Source organism: Bacillus cereus group sp. N11, from assembly GCF_016483605.1.
GTDB lineage: Bacteria > Bacillota > Bacilli > Bacillales > Bacillaceae_G > Bacillus_A > Bacillus_A toyonensis.
The window spans coordinates 127017-145403 of record NZ_JAEHBN010000010.1 but is presented as its reverse complement, the minus strand read 5'-3'; the positions used below and the strand labels follow the sequence as shown (position 1 = coordinate 145403).

The following is an 18387-nucleotide window of genomic DNA, read 5'->3' as shown; positions in this document are numbered from 1 at the left end:
TTATTCAATACTGTGAAAAGGAGGAATTAACGTGACTTTAAAAATTGATAAAATCCAAAATCAACTACATCATTATGGACTTGACGGATTACTTATTACAAAAAAAGAAAATCGCCAATATGCAACAGGCTTTACAGGTAGTGCTGGTGTCGTCTTACTCTCTGCAGATCAAGCTGTTTTCATAACTGATTTTCGCTATGTAGATCAAGCCAAAGTACAAATAAAAGACGCGGAAATCATTATGCATAAAGGGAATTTGGAAGAAGAAGTTGCCAATCAAGTATCCAGATTAAACATTCAAAAACTTGGAATTGAAGAAAATAACATGACATTGCAACAATATAAAAACTTACAAAAATACGTACATGCGGAAATGATTCAAGTGTGCGAAATTATCGAAAATATTCGTATTATTAAAGACACGCCTGAAATAGAAACAATGAAAATTGCAGCTACTATTGCTGACGAAGCATTTCACCACATCCTTACCTTTCTAAAACCAGGAATAAGTGAAACTGATGTACGAGATGAGTTAGAATTTTTCATGCGAAAAAAAGGAGCTACATCTTCATCATTCCAAATCATTGTAGCTTCTGGCGTTCGTTCTTCTCTTCCTCATGGCGTTGCATCAAATAAAATAATTGAACGAGGCGATATCGTTACATTAGACTTCGGTGCACTTTACGACGGATATTGTTCCGATATAACACGTACTGTAGCGATCGGAGAACCGTCAGAAGAATTCAAAAAAATATACAATGTTGTACGAGAAGCATTAAAACGTGGAACTGAAGCAATTAAGCCTGGAGAAACTGCGAAAAGTATCGATGATGTAACGAGAGATTACATCACAGAACATGGATACGGTCAATACTTTGGCCACTCTACCGGGCACGGTCTTGGGTTAGAAATACATGAACCGCTTCGCCTATCCCAAGAAAGTAAGGCAACTTTACAAGAAGGTATGGTTGTTACAGTTGAGCCGGGCATTTACATACCAAACTGGGGCGGTTGTAGAATTGAAGACGATATCGTCATTACAAAAGAAGGCTATGAAGTTATTACAAAATCAAATAGAGAACTAATTGTTATCCCTTGTTAAAATCATGGCCCTTTTTAAAAGGAGTTTTTCTCTACACATAGAATTCCTTCTCTGGAGTATTCGTTTAAAGAGGGGGAATTTAAATTGAATTTTGTAATCGATAAGATAGATGGTTTACAGCTTGAATTTTCAAAACTTGTTTCCATGATGAATTACGCCCGTTACACAACGATGCAAGCAGTGGAAGGTTTAACAATTGATGAACTTGATTATTTATATGACGAAGAAGCAAATTCAATTGGCATGCTATTATATCACATGGCTGCTATTGAATTTTATTACCAAATTCATACCTTTAAGGATCGTGAACCGACAGATGCCGAATTAGAACGTTGGTTACCTGCTGTAGAGTTAGGGGCTATTGGACGAGAAAAAATAAAAGGAAACTCCATCGAATTTTACATCCATACATTACAAGAAGTACGCTCTAAAACAATTGAAACTTTTCAATCCTTACCTGAGGAATGGTTATTTAAAACGACAGACTTTTGGCATGACAAACCAGCAAATAACTACTTTAAATGGTTCCACGTATTTGAAGATGAAATTAACCATCGTGGACAAATTCGTTTAATAAAAAAGATGCAAAAAGCTCATTCAGTAAAATAAGAAAGTGCCACCTTATCCGGTGGCACTTTCTTTTATTCATTTACAAATATTTTCCTGTTTGCTTTTTTAGCAATAGCTGTTACCACTATTAAAATGAATAGTAAGTATAACCATTTTGCAACAAGTAACCACCCTTGAAAAATTGCTATGTCATTCATTTGTTCATAACCTTTTTTTAGCAAGAACGGAATTGTACTAATTATAATAACAAACTCAATGCTATAAATAATTTTCTTTTTCCGACTATACGTTTTCCACTCTTTCCAGCGGTACAAAGGAGCAAAAATGAATATGCCTATACATAATATAAATGGTGTCCATTCACTTTTTAAAAATTGTGCTGAAATGATAGATACTATTAAACAACCGAGCACACCATAATACCCTACTTTCTCTCTCATTCGTACTACCCCCATTCTATTCGCTCTTTACTATATAACTCCCTATTCTTATCATGACTCTTAGGAAAATAACGACTACAATTACAAAATAAAGACCTTTCGCAGACGACATCCATTGTTGAAAAATAGACATTTGCTCCATTTGCTTCTGACCTTCTATTAAAATAAAACCTACTACAAATGAACTAACAACAATGATATCTATCATAATTCCAATACTTTTCTTACTATGCTGTTTCATGTCATCCCAGCGAGATAAAAGCAAAAACACAAACCCGAGAACAGGCATAATACTTATCCATTCATTGTTTGTAAATAGATCTAAAATAATTAATAGACTACAAGAAATGATAAAGTGAAACTTTAATCCGTGGGGGTGTCCCCCACGGATTATTAGTTGAACCAATCGGGCTTTTACGGGCAGTTGATTTCCTCCCTAACTCCCTCGCATTCGCCAACTTTTAAAGTGGGAATCTTACTGCCCGTTAATGCGGGATAAATCCCCAAAAACCAACTTTTTTTGCGCATACGCCCTCCTCTAATTCCATTTTTAGGATTAATTGTATTGTAAAATCCATTTTATACCCTTACCATTACAGTACATGAAATTTTATTTTTTCCCTATACTCACATACATTCACCGCTTTCATACAATGAACTACACGAACGCCTAAAGGATGTGAATGTTGTGGGAGTTGAATTAACGCTTTTACATGCTCTCTATATTCTTTGTTTACTCACTATTATTACCTTTTTTATTTTTAGAAAAGATACAACGATTATTTGTATCATTTTTATCTTTTTATTAGCATTAACCGCTACAAGTTCTATCCCTCTTGCCGTTAGCAGTATTTTTCAAAGTTTTATTTATGCCATAACTGAACTATTACCAACTATATTGATCATCTCCATTATCGTATCGATGAGTAACCTACTCGTTCATACTGGCATAAATGATACGATGATTTCACCATTTACAAAGATGATTCGTACACCTACACTTGCCTACTGGATTATCGGCCTTTTAATGATGACAATTTCTTTCTTCTTTTGGCCTTCCCCAGCTGTCGCGTTAATGGGGGCTATTTTATTACCCGTCGCTGTACGCGTCGGCCTGCCACCAATTGGTGTTTCAATTGCTATGAACTTATTTGGACACGGAATTGCTTTATCCGGCGACTTCGTTATTCAAGGTGCCCCGAAATTAACAGCGGATGCAGCTGGTTTACCAGTTTCTAGCGTCGTATCTGCAAGTGTCCCCCTCGTTATCGTTATGGGCGTTGTTACAACTTCTGTTGCTTTTTTCTTCTTACGAAAAGAATTTCATACAGGCTTATCGTTGCAAGACTCTTCTTCAGCAACTGAACCATCCAAAACTATCATTTTATTATCTCCTCACATAAAGAAATGGCTCGCCATATGTATCCCTATCGTATATATCATTGATATCCTTTGCATGATTCAATTTAAACTACAAGGAAGCGATGCAACAGCACTTATTGGCGGGACGACTGTTATTATGATTATCATTATTGCTCTCATCGCCTACAAAGGAAATGGCCTGAATAAAACGACCGATTATTTTATAGAAGGGCTCCAATTTGGATTTAAAATCTTTGGTCCAGTTATCCCAATTGCTGCACTTTTTTATTTAGGGGATAGCGGATTTGTAAAAATTATCGGGGACTATTTACCGAAAGGTTCACACGGAATCATTAACGACTTAGGAATCGCCTTATCTCAAACTGTTCCTTTAAACCAATATGTATCAGCGGGAACACTAACTATCGTTGGTGTCATAACAGGGTTAGATGGATCTGGCTTTTCCGGTATATCACTTGCTGGTTCGATTGCCAATCTTTTCGGCACAGCACTGGGGAATGGAACAGCTACATTAACAGCACTTGGGCAAATTGCTGCAATCTGGACCGGAGGCGGGACTTTAATTCCTTGGGCGCTTATTCCTGCCGCTGCCATTTGTAAAGTAGATCCATTTGAACTTGCACGCCGAAACTTTTTACCAGTTATAATTGGCTTAATTGTCACCACAATCGTTGCGATGTTTATTCTATAAAGTAAGCAGGTGTTCTCTTGCTTACTTTTTTATTGTGAAATCAATCATTTATTACGGACTTTCAAAAGGGATTATGTATATGTTAGCGAAGTTATATTAGGAGAGTATTTATTTCAAAACGTTTACGAGAAACAGATTACTTCCATTCGAAAAGGGGACATAACTATGAATGAATTGATTTTTGTCTTATTAATTTGTCCATTACTTATCTTTATCGTTTCTGTTATTGGAACCCGCAAGACGCAAACATATTACGTAATGCCGATTGTAACGTTTGCTAGTTTTTTAATACTAGGTGTCATCGCTTTTACTCCAAAATTTTTCTTTTGGATTGGCATGTATAGCATTTTCTCATTTATTGTTTCTTATATGACTCTCTTGTTTGTGAAAGGATATGAATTTGTAGAAAGCACTAAGTAGTTAGTAGTAAGGGGCTTTGATATTGATGGGAATTTGCTTGAATTTATATAAAAAGACGACCGCGTTCCCCCGCAGTCGTCTTTTTTCATATTACGCTGTGATCCAAGCTTCGTTAGCTGGATTTTTACGCCACTCTTGTAATTTTTTCGTTTCAGCTTGTCCGATCATACCTTTTTCTGCTGCTACTTCAGTTAATGCACTGTAGTCGCTTAAAGAGTATGATGCTACGTTAGCTGCTTCTAGTTTTTCTTTTCCTGCTTCTAACTCGTATGTGAAGATTGATACGATTCCTAATACTTCACAGCCTGCTTCGCGAAGTGCTTCTACACATGTAATTGCACTACCACCAGTTGAAATTAAGTCTTCTACTACTACAACTTTTTGACCTTTTTCAGCTTTTCCTTCAATTTGATTCCCTTTACCGTGGCCTTTTGCTTTACTACGTACGTAGCACATTGGTAAATTCATACGATCGCTTACCCATGCAGCGTGCGCAATACCAGCAGTTGCTGTTCCTGCAATAACTTCTACAGTTGGGAAGTGCTCTTTAATTAACTCTTCTAATCCAGCTGCAATCGCTTGACGTACTTTTGGATAAGATAAAGTTAAACGGTTATCACAATAAATTGGTGATTTCATACCTGAAGACCAAGTGAATGGATCATTCGGTTGTAAAAATACTGCTCCAATTTCTAATAAATGCGATGCGATTTCTTTTTTCATACTGTTACACCTTCCCACTGTTGTTTTACTGTTTTATACGCTTCAAGCGGATTTTCTGCTTTTGTAATACTACGTCCAACTACGATGTAGCTTGAGCCAAGTTCCCTCGCACGTTTCGGTGTTGCTACGCGCACCTGATCATTCACATCATCGCTTGCAAGACGGATCCCCGGTGTTACTGTTACAAATTCATTCCCGCATACTTCACGTAATTTTGGAACTTCAAGCGTTGAGCAAACAACGCCATCAAGTCCACTTTCTTTCGTTAATTTTGCATAATGAGCAACCGCTTCTTCTAACGTTTTCTCAATGCCGATCTCTTTTTTCATCATAGCTTCCGAAGTGCTTGTTAGTTGTGTAACTGCAATACAAATCGGTCTCTCTTTTCCTTCTTGCTTACCTTCCTCTAATCCCTCAATCGCAGCTTTCATCATACTGCTTCCCCCAGCAGCATGAACATTTACCATATCAACATCTAGACTAGCTAGGCTACGCATAGCGCTTTTTACTGTATTCGGAATATCATGAAGTTTTAAATCTAGAAAGATTTTATGTCCTTTTTCTTTTAAGTACGTAATAATCGCAGGGCCTTCTTTGTAAAATAACTCCATACCAACTTTGACAAATAACTCTTCCCCTTCAAAGTGGCGCAAGAATTGTTCTACATCTTGTTTCCCCGGAAAATCTAGTGCAACGATTAACGACTGTGACATGTTTGCTTCCAGCTCCTTCCTTGACATTCCGAAATGTGATCAAATCCTAATTCATCTAGTAATGCTGGTAACTCTTCAATAATTGTCGGACATACGAACGGATCTATGAAGTTTGCTGTACCTACTGCAACTGCGCTTGCACCAGCGTAGAAGAACTCAATTACATCTTCTGCTGACTCAATACCACCCATTCCGATAATTGGAATGTTAACCGCTTGGCTTACTTCATGTACCATACGAATTGCTACTGGCTTAATCGCAGGACCTGATAGTCCGCCCGTACGGTTTGCTAAAATTGGTTGAGCTGTTTTTAAATCTAGACGCATACCAAGCAATGTATTAATCATCGTTAAACCATCTGCACCTGCATTTTCAATCGCTTTTGCAATTTCCACAATGTTTGCCACGTTCGGTGACAATTTCACGTATACAGGTACTTCAGAAACCTCTTTTACTCGCTTCGTTAAATCAGCAGCAATTTCAGGATTTGTACCAAAAGCGATACCACCTGTTTTTACGTTCGGACAAGAAATATTTAATTCTAGTGCATGGACATTAGGCGCTTTAGAAATTTCCTTTGCAACTGCTACGTAATCCTCAGCTTGTGAGCCCGCAACATTCGCAATGATTGGAAGATCAAATTGTTCTAACCATGGTAATTCAGAATTCATTACTTTTTCTAAACCTGGGTTTTGAAGTCCGATTGCATTTAACATGCCGCCTGGTGTTTCAGCAACACGAGGCGTCGGATTTCCATAACGTGGTTGTTCTGTCGTCGCTTTAATCATGATTGATCCTAGTACACTTAAATCGTAAAACTGTGCATATTCACGACCAAATCCAAAGCATCCAGATGCCGGTATAATTGGATTTTTTAATGACAATCCTGGTAATTCAACTTGCAATCTGTTCATAGTACAACCTCCCCAATTGGAAATACCGGTCCGTCGCTACACACCTTCTTGTAAGAATGTCCACTTGGATCTTCTTGTAAGTGGCATACACATGCGAAACAAGCTCCAATACCACAACCCATACGTTCTTCTAATGAAATATAGGCTTTTTTCTCTTTGTAACGTCCCTCTAATGCACGAAGCATCGCTAACGGGCCACATGAATAAAGAATGTCAAAGTCGATTCCGTAATTATCAATTACATCTGTAACAAATCCCTTTGTACCGTGTGTGCCGTCTACTGTTGCAACGTACGTATCACCAAGTTCTGCAAATTTTTCTTCATAGAAAACAACATCTTTCGTTTGAAAACCTAAGATGTGAATCACACGTACACCTTTTGCAACGAGGCGCTGTGATAATTCATAAAGTGGTGGTACCCCAATTCCCCCGCCTACTAATAAAGCCGTTTGTCCTGTTTCTGCTTCTTCTACAGGAAAACCGTGTCCTAGTGGTCCTAGTACATCTACCATTTCACCTTGTTTTCTAGTTGCTAATGTTTTTGTCCCTTGTCCTTCCGCACGATATAGCATTGTAAACTCGTTCTTCTCTTGATCTACATTACAAATACTAATCGGGCGGCGCAGAAGGGGCGCAATGCCCTCTGCTACCTTAACGTGTACAAACTGCCCTGGTTCGTTCATTTGCTGTACTAACGTTCCTTGAAGCACTAATTCGTAAATGTTTTTTGCGATTTCTTTTTGGTTAACGACGATCATATTTTGCTTTTGCATCATGCATGTACCACCTCGTGACGCTTTGTTTGCGTAATTTCTTTCATTGAATGAGCTGAGAATGTCATAGATTCTAATACTCGTAAGATTGCTCTCGTTGTATCAAGTGATGTTAAGCAAGCCACACCGTTTTCTACTGATTCACGGCGAATGCGGAAACCATCACGCGCTGGTTGTTTTCCTTTTGTTAATGTATTGATTACAAACTGTGCTTTTCCTTGGCGGATAATATCTAGTAAGTTGTAGTCTTCAGAATCAATTTTGTTTACAACTTGTACTGGGATATTTTGCTCTGCTAATGTTTGTGCCGTTCCAGCTGTTGCTAATAAGTTATAGCCGATTTCATGGAAACGTTTTGCAATTTCCATCGCCTCTTCTTTATCTTTATCCGCTACAGTGATGATTACGGATCCGTGCGTTGGGATGTTAATTCCTGAGGCAACTAGCCCTTTGTATAATGCTTTTTCAAGCGTTAAGTCTTTCCCCATTACTTCCCCTGTTGATTTCATTTCAGGTCCTAATGTTGTATCAACTGAGCGTAGTTTCGCAAATGAGAATACTGGTGCTTTTACATACACTTCTTTCTCTTCTGGGTGATAGCCCGTTCCGTATCCTTGCTCTATTAGGTTTTGACCTAAAATAACTTTCGTTGCAACATTCGCCATCGGTACGCCTGTAATTTTACTTAAGAATGGTACTGTACGGCTCGCACGTGGGTTTACTTCAATTACATACACTTGATCTTTGAATACTACAAACTGGATATTTAGTAATCCAACAATGTTTAATCCTTTTCCAAGTGCAATTGTATGTTCAATAATTTGTTCTTTTAGTTCGTCAGATAAGCTTTGTGGTGGATATACTCCAATTGAATCCCCAGAGTGAACTCCAGCGCGTTCAATATGTTCCATAATACCTGGAATGAACACATTCTCACCGTCTGAAATTGCATCTACTTCAATTTCTTTACCAACCATGTAACGGTCGATTAATACCGGATGCTCTGCATGAACTTTAACTGCATTTTTCATGTAGTGCAGTAGTTCTTCTTGACGATATACGATTTCCATCGCACGTCCACCTAGTACGTAAGATGGTCTTACTAATACTGGGTAACCAATTTCTTCAGCGATTGCTACCGCTTGTTCTACAGTTGTTGCTGTTTTACCAACTGGTTGCGGGATTCCTAATTTTGTTAATGCAGCTTCGAATTTATCTCGATCTTCTGCGCGGTCTAAATCTTCAAGTGATGTTCCTAAAATTTTCACACCGTGTTCTTCTAATTTCGCCGCTAAGTTAATTGCCGTTTGTCCACCGAATTGTACGATAACACCTTCTGGCTTTTCTAAATCGATAATGTGCATTACATCTTCAATCGTTAATGGTTCAAAGTATAATTTGTCAGAAATACTGAAGTCTGTTGAAACTGTTTCTGGGTTGTTATTTACAATGATTGCCTCATATCCAGCTTCTTTAATTGCCCATACAGAGTGAACTGTTGCGTAGTCAAACTCAACACCTTGACCGATACGGATTGGACCAGACCCTAGTACAACCACACTCTTACGATCTGTTATAACCGATTCATTCTCGTCACCGTATGTGCTGTAGTAGTAAGGTGTTGCAGATTCAAACTCTGCCGCACAAGTATCTACCATTTTATAAACAGGAGTCATATTACTTTCTTTACGCATATCGTAAATTTCACGCTCTGTTTTGTTCCAAGCATTGGCGATGTAATGATCACTGAATCCCATTTCTTTTGCAGATTGTAACACTTCCATATTTCCTGCATTTTCTTTTACTTCGTGTTCCATGTTTACGATGTTTTCAATTTTTTGTAAGAAGAAGAAGTCCATTTCACACCATGAATTAATTTCTTCTTTCGTTACACCTTGACGGATTGCTTCTGCTACAACGAACAGACGCTCATCGTCAGCTTTTATAATACGTTTTTTCATTGTTTCTTTATCATGTTCTTTTAAATGGTCTAATTCTAAGTGATAAATCCCTAGCTCTAAAGAACGAACCGCTTTTAATAATGATTGCTCTAAGTTACGTCCAATTGACATAACTTCACCAGTTGCCTTCATTTGTGTACCAAGCGTTCTGTTTGCTGATTCGAACTTATCAAATGGCCAACGTGGAATTTTTGAAACGACATAGTCTAATGCTGGCTCGAAACAAGCGTATGTTTTTTGTGTTACTGGATTTACAATTTCATCTAATGTTAAACCGACTGCAATTTTCGCTGCTAACTTCGCAATTGGATATCCAGTTGCTTTAGATGCTAGTGCAGATGAACGACTCACACGCGGATTTACTTCGATTACATAGTATTGGAAGCTATGCGGATCTAGTGCAAGCTGAACGTTACAGCCACCTTCGATTCCTAATGCACGAATAATTCGTAATGAAGTGTTTCGTAACATTTGATACTCACGGTCACTTAATGTTTGACTCGGTGCTACAACGATTGAATCACCTGTGTGAACCCCAACTGGATCGATATTTTCCATGTTACATACTACAATCGCGTTATCATTCGAATCACGCATTACTTCATATTCAATTTCCTTACAACCAGCAATGCTCTTTTCTAATAAACATTGTGTTACTGGACTATGTTTTAATCCACCTGATACGATTTCAATTAGTTCTTCTTCATTACTACAGATTCCGCCACCTGTTCCCCCCATTGTAAATGCTGGGCGAACAATAACTGGATAACCAATTTCTTTTACAAATTCATGTGCTTCTTCTAGCGTATGAATAATGGTACTAGATGGAATTGGTTCATTTAATTCCTGCATTAATGTACGGAATAAATCACGATCTTCCGCTTGCTCAATTGCTGATAATTTTGTTCCTAAAATTTCAACTCCGCATTCTTCAAGTATGCCTGATTTCGCAAGTTCAACAGCCATATTTAGGCCTGTTTGACCACCTAATGTTGGTAGGATTGCATCTGGACGTTCTTTACGAATGATACGGCTTACGAATTCTAATGTTAATGGTTCTATATATACTTTATCTGCTGTTGCAGTATCTGTCATAATTGTTGCTGGGTTAGAGTTAACAAGGATTACTTTGTAACCTTCTTCTCTAAGAGATTGACAAGCTTGTGTACCAGAGTAATCAAACTCTGCTGCTTGCCCAATTACAATTGGTCCTGATCCGATTACTAAAATTGTGTTAATGTCTAGGCGTTTTGGCATAACTCTTCCCCTTCTTTCTTGAAGTTTTCAATCATTTCTAAGAAATCTTCGAATAAATCATTTGCATCTTCTGGTCCCGCTGAAGCTTCTGGATGGTATTGTACTGTAAATGCTGGAAACTTCGTATGACGAAGACCTTCTACTGTTCCATCATTTAAAGCAACATGTGTAATTTCAAGATTTGTATTTTCAACTGACTCTTCTTCTACTGCGTATCCATGGTTTTGAGAAGTAATTGCTACTTTTCCAGTTGCAAGATTTTTTACTGGATGATTTAAACCACGATGACCGAACTTCAACTTACTTGTATTTGCACCAGATGCTAAGGCGAATAACTGATGTCCTAAGCAAATCCCGAATAAAGGAACTTTACCGATAATGTCTTTTAACATTTCAATTGCTTCTGGTACATCTTTTGGATCCCCAGGTCCATTACTTAACATAATTCCATCTGGGCTAAGGCGTAAAATCTCTTCTGCTGTTGTATTGTAAGGTACTACAATTACATCACAGTCACGCTTATTTAATTCTCTTAAAATACCATGTTTCATTCCGAAGTCTACAAGTACAACTCGATGACCACGGCCTGGGCTTGGGTATGGGTCTTTCGTTGATACGCGTTTTACATGATCTGTAAATACTGTCGCTTTTAATTGGCTCACAATGTACTCTACATCTGCATCCATGTTACAAAGTCGTCCGCGTAATGTACCGTATTGACGAATTTTTCTCGTTAATTTTCTCGTATCAATTCCTGCTAATCCTGGAATGTTTCTTTCTTTTAAGTAATCATTTAACGAAATTTCATTACGGAAGTTTGATGGATGATCACAAATTTCATTTACGATTAAACCATTTACAGATGGGTGAATGGATTCAAAATCGTCACGGTTAATGCCGTAGTTTCCGATTAATGGGTACGTAAATGTTACGATTTGACCGCAATATGATGGATCAGATAATGTTTCTTGATATCCAGTCATTCCTGTTGTAAATACAACCTCACCTGACTTTTCGATTTCGCCTCCGAAACCTTTTCCAATTAATACTGTTCCATCTTCTAAGATAAGTTGTCTTTTCATACTAATGCACTCTCCTTTTGCCATGCGATCTTACCGCCAACGATTGTCATTACCGGCCATCCTTGGCATTTCCAACCTGCGAATGGTGTATTTTTTCCTTTTGATAAGAATGTTGTTGGATCAATCTCTTCTTCTTGTTCTAAATCAATGATTGTAATATCAGCTACTCTACCTTCTTTCAGGCGACCTGCTTCTAAACCGAATGTATCAGCTGGTTTTTCTGTTAAGAATTGAATTAACTGTTCTAATGTAATAATTCCTTTTTTCACAAGGTTTGTGTATAGAAGTGGGAATGCTGTTTCAAAACCAGTAATTCCGAATGGTGCTCTTTCAATTCCTTGTGCTTTCTCTTCCGCTGTATGCGGTGCATGGTCAGTTGCGATCATATCGATCGTTCCATCTAATAGCCCTTCAATTAACGCTGCGTGGTCTTCTTTTCCACGAAGCGGTGGGTTCATTTTAAAGTTAGGATCAGCTGATGGGATATCATCTTCACATAACACTAAGTGATGCGGTGTTACTTCTGCTGTTACTTTAATTCCAGCACGTTTTGCATCACGGATTACACGTACAGACCCTTTCGTACTTACGTGACATACGTGATAGTGACAATCTGCCGCTTCAGCAAGCAGTATATCCCTTGCAATATGTACAGATTCACATACTGATGGGATACCGTTTAATCCGTGTTTCTCAGAAAACTTCCCTTCATGTACACAACCTTTATTAATAAGTGTATTTTCTTCACAGTGTGCAACTACTGCCATATTCAACTTCGCTGCACGCTTCATAGCAGCTAGCATCATGCTCGCATCTTGTACGCCTACTCCATCATCAGTGAAAGCGAATGCTCCAAGCTCTTTTAACGTTTCGAAATCTGTCATTTCAGAACCTGCTTGACGTACTGTAATTGCTCCATATGGTAATACATTTACGTGTGCTTTTTCTTTAATACGTTTTTGTAAGTCTTCCATATGTTCCCTGCAATCTGGTACTGGACGTGTATTTGGCATTGCGCAAATTGTAGTGAATCCACCTTTTGCCGCTGCTAGTGTGCCTGTTGCAATTGTTTCTTTATGTTCACCACCTGGCTCACGAAGATGTACATGTACATCTACTAATCCAGGTGCGATTAACTTTCCGTTCACATCGATTACTTCAGCATTATCTGCCGTAATATTTTCTGCTACTTTCGCAATTTTACCGTCTTGTACGAGAAGATCTGTTGCTACGATTATTCCTTCTTCATTCATATAACGACCATTTTTAAACAAATAATTCATGTTTCATTCCTCCTAATACATTTGGTAAGGCGCGTTTTAGTACAGCCATTCTTACGTAAACTCCATTTTCCATTTGTTTAAATATGCGTGAACGCTCACACTCAACAAGTTCACTTGCAATTTCCACATCCCGGTTGAAAGGAGCTGGATGCATAATAATGCTTCCTTCTTTCATACGTTTTTCTCTTTCAAGCGTTAATCCGTGTTTTTCATGATACTCTTTCATAATGTCTGTTTCATAATGATCATGACGCTCATGCTGTACACGAAGTAACATCATTACATCAACTTCTGGAACTAGCTCATCTAAGTTTTTGTACGTTCCAAATGTGTTTTTTTCATCTTTCCACTCTTCTGGGCTTGCAAAATAAATCGTTGCCCCAAGCTTCGTTAATGTTTCAGCATTGGATCGTGCTACTCGGCTATGGCGAATATCTCCAACAATTGCAATCTTTAAACCTTCAAAACTTCCAAACTCTTGTTTAATTGTTAGAAGGTCGAGCAGACATTGCGTTGGATGATTTCCGCATCCATCTCCAGCATTTAAGATTGGAATGTTTACTTGATCTTTTAGCTCATCGAAGTAACGATCTTGCTCGTGGCGGATGACTACCGCTTTTGTTCCGATTGATTCCAGTGTTTTTATCGTGTCGTATAACGTTTCTCCTTTTTGTACGCTAGATGAATCTGCTGAAAAGTTTAATACGTCAAGTCCTAATCTCTTCTCAGCAACTTCGAAGCTAAATCTCGTTCTCGTACTATTCTCAAAGAACAAGTTCGCAACAAAAGTTTGCTCTGTTGTTTTGCTCTCTTTCCCATTCGCGAAATCTTCTGCGTCTTTTAGGATTTCTGAAATTTCTAGTTCCGATAATTCACTCATCGTTAACAAATGGCTCATCGTCATCCCTCGTCTTTCTGATTTTTATGATAGCATTTATGGATATTTATAACAACATTTGTATAAAAATACCCTAGTCATGTGAGACTAGGGTGCAAGGAAGAAGCCACCCTTTTCTGTCTCACAGGACTGAATTAAAAGGTTGTTTTTATGAAGCAATCTGCTTAGATTGTTTTATTTGTTTCGTTTCTGGTAGTAGTAGATTTAACAGTACACCTACAATTGCTGCTAGTGCCATTCCTTCTACTTGGAACGATTCTCCTACGTGAAGTACCGCTCCGCCAATACCAATTACTAGTATAACTGATGCAATCATTAAGTTTCGTTTGTCACTTAAATCTGTTCTATCATCTACCATCATGCGTAAACCACTTGATGCGATTACACCGAATAGTAAGATTGATACACCACCCATAACTGGTGTTGGAATCGAGTGGATCAGTGCTGAAATCTTCCCGATAAATCCAAACATGATTGCGAATACTGCTGAACCGATGAATAAGTATACACTATACGCTCTCGTAATTGCTAGCACACCGATGTTTTCACCGTATGTTGTATTCGGTGGTCCACCGATTAGTGATGCGATTAATGTTGCTACCCCATCCCCAAAGATTGAACGGTGTAAACCTGGTTTTTCAATTAAATCTCTTTTAATAACATTTCCAAGTACAATTTGATGTCCGATATGTTCTGAAATTGTTACTAGTGCTACTGGCACCATTAAGAGTACAATCTTCCACGAAAACTCTGGTGTGTATGTTACAAACGGTACTGTGAAATCAGGTACGACAAACCATTTCGCCTCAGCTACCGGTTTTAAATCTACTAGCCCTTGGAAGTAAGCGAAGATATATCCGCCGATGATTCCAAGTAACACCGGTATGATGCTGAAAAATCCTCTTCCAAATATGGAGCAAATGATTGTAATTGCTAATGTTACTAGTGCTACTGAAAAGTGTGTAATGCTATACTTACCATCCGTACCGTTCATCGCCATGTTCACTGCTGTATGCGCTAAAGCTAAACCGATTACCATTACTACCGGACCAACTACGATTGGCGGAAGTAATTTCATAATCCACGCTGATCCAGATTTCTTAATTCCGATTGAAATTAAGATGTACACCAGTCCTGCAAGTAAACCACCAAGCATCGCTGCTCCGGGGCCACCTGCTGTTTTTGCTGCAATAATCGGTGCGATAAAGGCGAATGATGATCCTAAATACGCAGGTACTTGACCTTTCGTTATAAGAAGAAACGCTAGCGTTCCTAATCCACTTGATATTAACGCTACTGACGGATTCAATCCTGTTAAAAATGGAACAAGCACTGTTGATCCAAACATCGCGAACAAATGTTGTATACTTAAAAATAACCATTTTCCCGGTTTCGGTACTTCATTAACGTCTAACACTGGCTTTTGTTCCATTGTTACATCCTCCTTCAGTTTAAATCTTTGCAATAAAAAAACTCTTTGTGCCTGTGCACAAAGAGTCCTATACTTTCGTATGCCAAATTCGACATATGAAAGCCAAGACCCTTTGGCAGCCTCACAGGACTACATTTAAAAGGGCTTTACTTATCGTATATACTTACTCGATCTTGTTGATCTGTCTCTTGCAAATCAACTTCGATACGCTCTTCACTTGATGTTGGAATGTTCTTTCCTACATAATCAGCGCGAATTGGTAATTCACGATGTCCTCTATCTACAAGAACAGCTAATTGAATTTGTGATGGTCTTCCTAAATCCATAAGAGCATCCATCGCAGCTCGAACTGTTCTTCCTGTATACAATACATCATCTACAAGGATTACTTTTTTCTTCGTAATATCTACTGGAATATCTGAACCTTTTACTAGTGGTTCTTTATTCTTTGATTGAAGTGTTAAGTCATCACGATATAAAGTTATATCTAACTCTCCTACTTCCATCTCTTTTCCTTCAATTTGACCAATTCGTTCTGCCAAACGTTGTGCAATAAAAATTCCACGTGTTTTAATTCCGACAAGAACACAATTATCGACACCTTTATTTCGTTCCACGATTTCATGACTAATTCGTGTTAAAGCGCGGCGAATCATTTGGTCATCTAAAACGACAGCTTTTTCCTGCATGCTCTACACCTCCAAGCTATTTTTCTTGCGTGAGAGTAATGGTATAAAAAAAGTCCTCTCAGCGTGTGCGAGAGGACTTTTGAAAAAAGGGTACAACATACCCTAAGTATTTCAAACCGTTACCTTCTCAACCTCACGGGGCTGTGTTAAAGGATCATTATTTAACTGTTGTCAGTATCTCAGTTTTCTCATGATTTGTCAATACTATTTCCGTAAAATATTTAAAGTCTCTTCAAACACTTCTGGAATCGGTGCCTCAAACTGAATATATTCACCAGTACGAGGGTGGTCAAATCCTAAAATACCTGCATGAAGTGCCTGTCCATTCATGTCTAATGTTTTCTTTGGTCCATACTTTGGATCTCCTGCAAGTGGATAGCCAATATATTTCATATGAACACGAATTTGGTGTGTACGTCCTGTTTCTAAGCGACATTCTACAAGTGTGAAATCTTTGAAACGCTCTAACACTTGGAAATGCGTAACAGCATGCTTACCATTTTCATCAACTGTCATACTTTGACGTTCTTTCTTATCACGAGCAATCGGAGCATCAATCGTTCCCTTATCATGCGGAATAACACCGTGTACAATCGCTTTGTAACGTCTTGTTACTGTTTTTGCTACAAGTTGATTTACAAGTGATTCGTGTGCCATATCATTTTTAGCAACCATTAATAGACCAGATGTATCTTTATCAATACGATGCACGATACCAGGACGCATTACACCGTTAATGCCTGATAAATCTGTACAATGATGCATAAGACCATTCACAAGTGTGCCACTTGTATGACCTGGTGCTGGATGTACAACCATACCACGTGGCTTATTTACAACAAGTACATCTGCATCTTCATAATAAATTTCTAAGTTCATATCTTCCGCTTGAATATCTAACTCTTCCGGATCAGGAATCGTTACTGTAATTTCATCATTTTCTTTAACTTTATAATTTACTTTTACCGATTTCCCATTCACTGTTACAACATCATCTTTAATCCATTGCTGTACTTGTGAACGTGACCATTCACTGTTAATTTCTGCAACGAATTTATCGATTCGCTCACTTTTTTGTTCTTCTGCAACTGTTACCTGTACTACTTCACTCATTCAATTACTCCTTCGTTTTCTTGCCTTCTAATAATGTTTGAATAATAATTAATACAACACCAATACATAACGCTGAATCAGCTACATTGAATACTGGATAGTTGTACGAGAAAATATACACGTGAATAAAATCCACTACTTCTTGTCTAAATACACGATCAATAAAGTTACCAATTGCTCCACCTAAAATTAGACCTAATGAAATTCCTAGAAGCTTGTCTGTTTTTGCATATTTTTTCATATACATTACGATAAATACTACAAAGACAACCGTAATAATGTAGAAAAACCACATTTTATTTTCTAAAATCCCCCAGGCAGCTCCTCTATTTCGATGTGATGTTATGTATAATACATTATCGATTATCGGAATGCTCATACCCAATTCCATGTTCTTTACAATTAGCCACTTCGATATTTGATCGATGGCAATGACAAATAACGCTATTACATAATATATCATTTTCATTTCCCCCACAAAGACAGTGTACCTCAAAATTTTAGCATAGCTGCTACCTTTTCACAATGAACCTTTATAGAAGAATAAAATAAATTAAAAAAAGGTAATATAATATCGTTGTGCGTATTCATACATTTACCTTTTCATAGAAAAATTCATGAATCGTACGGGCAGTCGGCATTGTTTTCATTTGCTTTGTCGAAATTACTCTCCCCGTCTCTTCACAAATACCGTACATATCTATTTCCATTTTAAATAATGCGCGTTCTACATCCTTTAAGTCCTCTTTTATATCATGTAATAGCAATTTTTTCTTTATCCCTTCCTTAATTTCATATCCAAGCTCTTGGCTGAACTCAGCATCATATTTGTGCATTACTTCTTTAGCTAGTCTCTCTTGCAACTCTTTTCTCATCAATTGCAATTCTTCTTTTATTTCCATGTAAATTTCATTCACGTGTACATTCCTCCTAGCTGTAATGT

General features: G+C 37.9%; 19 protein-coding genes. 4 read left to right on the top strand and 15 right to left on the bottom strand.

Annotated features, from left to right (window positions below; genetic code table 11):
* Nucleotides 1-31: 31 nt before the first annotated feature.
* Both JDS98_RS17870 and JDS98_RS17865 read left to right on the top strand, forming a co-directional pair.
* On the top strand, nt 32-1102 hold the full coding sequence (locus tag JDS98_RS17870) for a M24 family metallopeptidase (protein WP_000172783.1): 1071 nt from the start codon (nt 32-34) through the stop codon (nt 1100-1102).
* An 84-nt stretch (nt 1103-1186) separates the two neighbouring features.
* On the top strand, nt 1187-1711 hold the full coding sequence (locus tag JDS98_RS17865; RefSeq protein ID WP_097956952.1) for a DinB family protein: 525 nt from the start codon (nt 1187-1189) through the stop codon (nt 1709-1711).
* Nucleotides 1712-1743: 32 nt separating this feature from the next.
* On the opposite strand, the gene JDS98_RS17860 is transcribed toward JDS98_RS17865, so the two are convergent.
* Together JDS98_RS17860 and JDS98_RS17855 are read right to left on the bottom strand one after the other, a co-directional pair.
* Complete coding sequence (locus tag JDS98_RS17860; protein ID WP_001208472.1) at nt 1744-2112, bottom strand: YoqO family protein; 369 nt, start codon at nt 2110-2112, stop codon at nt 1744-1746.
* Between the two features lie 16 nt (nt 2113-2128).
* Nucleotides 2129-2503 carry a YoqO family protein gene (locus tag JDS98_RS17855; protein ID WP_033660283.1) on the bottom strand — a complete coding sequence of 125 codons (375 nt, stop codon included), beginning with the start codon at nt 2501-2503 and terminating at the stop codon, nt 2129-2131.
* Nucleotides 2504-2800: 297 nt separating this feature from the next.
* Here JDS98_RS17855 and JDS98_RS17850 point away from each other — a divergent pair, with 297 nt between their 5' ends.
* Entirely contained in the window at nt 2801-4186 is a 1386-nt protein-coding gene (locus JDS98_RS17850; RefSeq protein WP_098225822.1) for a hypothetical protein, read from the top strand.
* 165 nt (nt 4187-4351) lie between these two features.
* Nucleotides 4352-4606 (top strand): YbeF family protein, encoded by a 255-nt coding sequence (locus tag JDS98_RS17845; RefSeq protein WP_001003941.1) that lies wholly within the window; start codon nt 4352-4354, stop codon nt 4604-4606.
* 90 nt (nt 4607-4696) lie between these two features.
* On the opposite strand, the gene pyrE is transcribed toward JDS98_RS17845, so the two are convergent.
* The 13 genes from pyrE to JDS98_RS17780 all read right to left on the bottom strand — a co-directional run bounded on the left by pyrE (nt 4697) and on the right by JDS98_RS17780 (nt 18361).
* Nucleotides 4697-5329: an orotate phosphoribosyltransferase gene (gene pyrE, locus JDS98_RS17840; RefSeq protein WP_000711460.1), complete on the bottom strand. Its 633-nt coding sequence runs from the start codon at nt 5327-5329 to the stop codon at nt 4697-4699.
* On the bottom strand, nt 5326-6042 hold the full coding sequence (gene pyrF / locus JDS98_RS17835) for an orotidine-5'-phosphate decarboxylase (protein ID WP_000083496.1): 717 nt from the start codon (nt 6040-6042) through the stop codon (nt 5326-5328). The genes pyrE and pyrF overlap by 4 nt, the downstream gene beginning before the upstream one ends.
* Nucleotides 6027-6956 (bottom strand): dihydroorotate oxidase B catalytic subunit, encoded by a 930-nt coding sequence (pyrD, locus tag JDS98_RS17830; RefSeq protein WP_001081058.1) that lies wholly within the window; start codon nt 6954-6956, stop codon nt 6027-6029. The genes pyrF and pyrD overlap by 16 nt, the downstream gene beginning before the upstream one ends.
* A complete protein-coding gene (pyrK, locus tag JDS98_RS17825) occupies nt 6953-7732 on the bottom strand; it encodes a dihydroorotate oxidase B electron transfer subunit (protein ID WP_097956950.1) in 780 nt (259 codons plus the stop codon). Before pyrK ends, pyrD begins: the two co-directional genes overlap by 4 nt.
* A complete protein-coding gene (carB, locus tag JDS98_RS17820; protein WP_098710813.1) occupies nt 7729-10947 on the bottom strand; it encodes a carbamoyl-phosphate synthase large subunit in 3219 nt (1072 codons plus the stop codon). Before carB ends, pyrK begins: the two co-directional genes overlap by 4 nt.
* Nucleotides 10932-12029, bottom strand: a complete 1098-nt coding sequence (locus JDS98_RS17815; protein WP_000828672.1) for a carbamoyl phosphate synthase small subunit — start codon at nt 12027-12029, stop codon at nt 10932-10934. The genes carB and JDS98_RS17815 overlap by 16 nt, the downstream gene beginning before the upstream one ends.
* On the bottom strand, nt 12026-13312 hold the full coding sequence (gene pyrC, locus JDS98_RS17810; protein WP_001108362.1) for a dihydroorotase: 1287 nt from the start codon (nt 13310-13312) through the stop codon (nt 12026-12028). The genes JDS98_RS17815 and pyrC overlap by 4 nt, the downstream gene beginning before the upstream one ends.
* On the bottom strand, nt 13296-14210 hold the full coding sequence (gene pyrB, locus JDS98_RS17805; protein WP_000018838.1) for an aspartate carbamoyltransferase: 915 nt from the start codon (nt 14208-14210) through the stop codon (nt 13296-13298). The genes pyrC and pyrB overlap by 17 nt, the downstream gene beginning before the upstream one ends.
* Nucleotides 14211-14358: 148 nt before the next feature.
* Complete coding sequence (uraA, locus tag JDS98_RS17800) at nt 14359-15642, bottom strand: uracil permease (protein WP_140158506.1); 1284 nt, start codon at nt 15640-15642, stop codon at nt 14359-14361.
* A gap of 146 nt (nt 15643-15788) precedes the next feature.
* Nucleotides 15789-16331 carry a bifunctional pyrimidine operon transcriptional regulator/uracil phosphoribosyltransferase gene (gene pyrR / locus JDS98_RS17795; RefSeq protein WP_001156491.1) on the bottom strand — a complete coding sequence of 181 codons (543 nt, stop codon included), beginning with the start codon at nt 16329-16331 and terminating at the stop codon, nt 15789-15791.
* Nucleotides 16332-16535: 204 nt separating this feature from the next.
* Nucleotides 16536-17444, bottom strand: coding sequence for an RluA family pseudouridine synthase (locus JDS98_RS17790; RefSeq protein WP_000005848.1), 909 nt, complete (start codon nt 17442-17444; stop codon nt 16536-16538).
* A 4-nt stretch (nt 17445-17448) separates the two neighbouring features.
* A complete protein-coding gene (lspA, locus tag JDS98_RS17785; RefSeq protein ID WP_000642175.1) occupies nt 17449-17907 on the bottom strand; it encodes a lipoprotein signal peptidase LspA in 459 nt (152 codons plus the stop codon).
* Between the two features lie 124 nt (nt 17908-18031).
* Complete coding sequence (locus JDS98_RS17780; protein ID WP_098137289.1) at nt 18032-18361, bottom strand: TraR/DksA C4-type zinc finger protein; 330 nt, start codon at nt 18359-18361, stop codon at nt 18032-18034.
* Between the last annotated feature and the right edge of the window lie 26 nt (nt 18362-18387).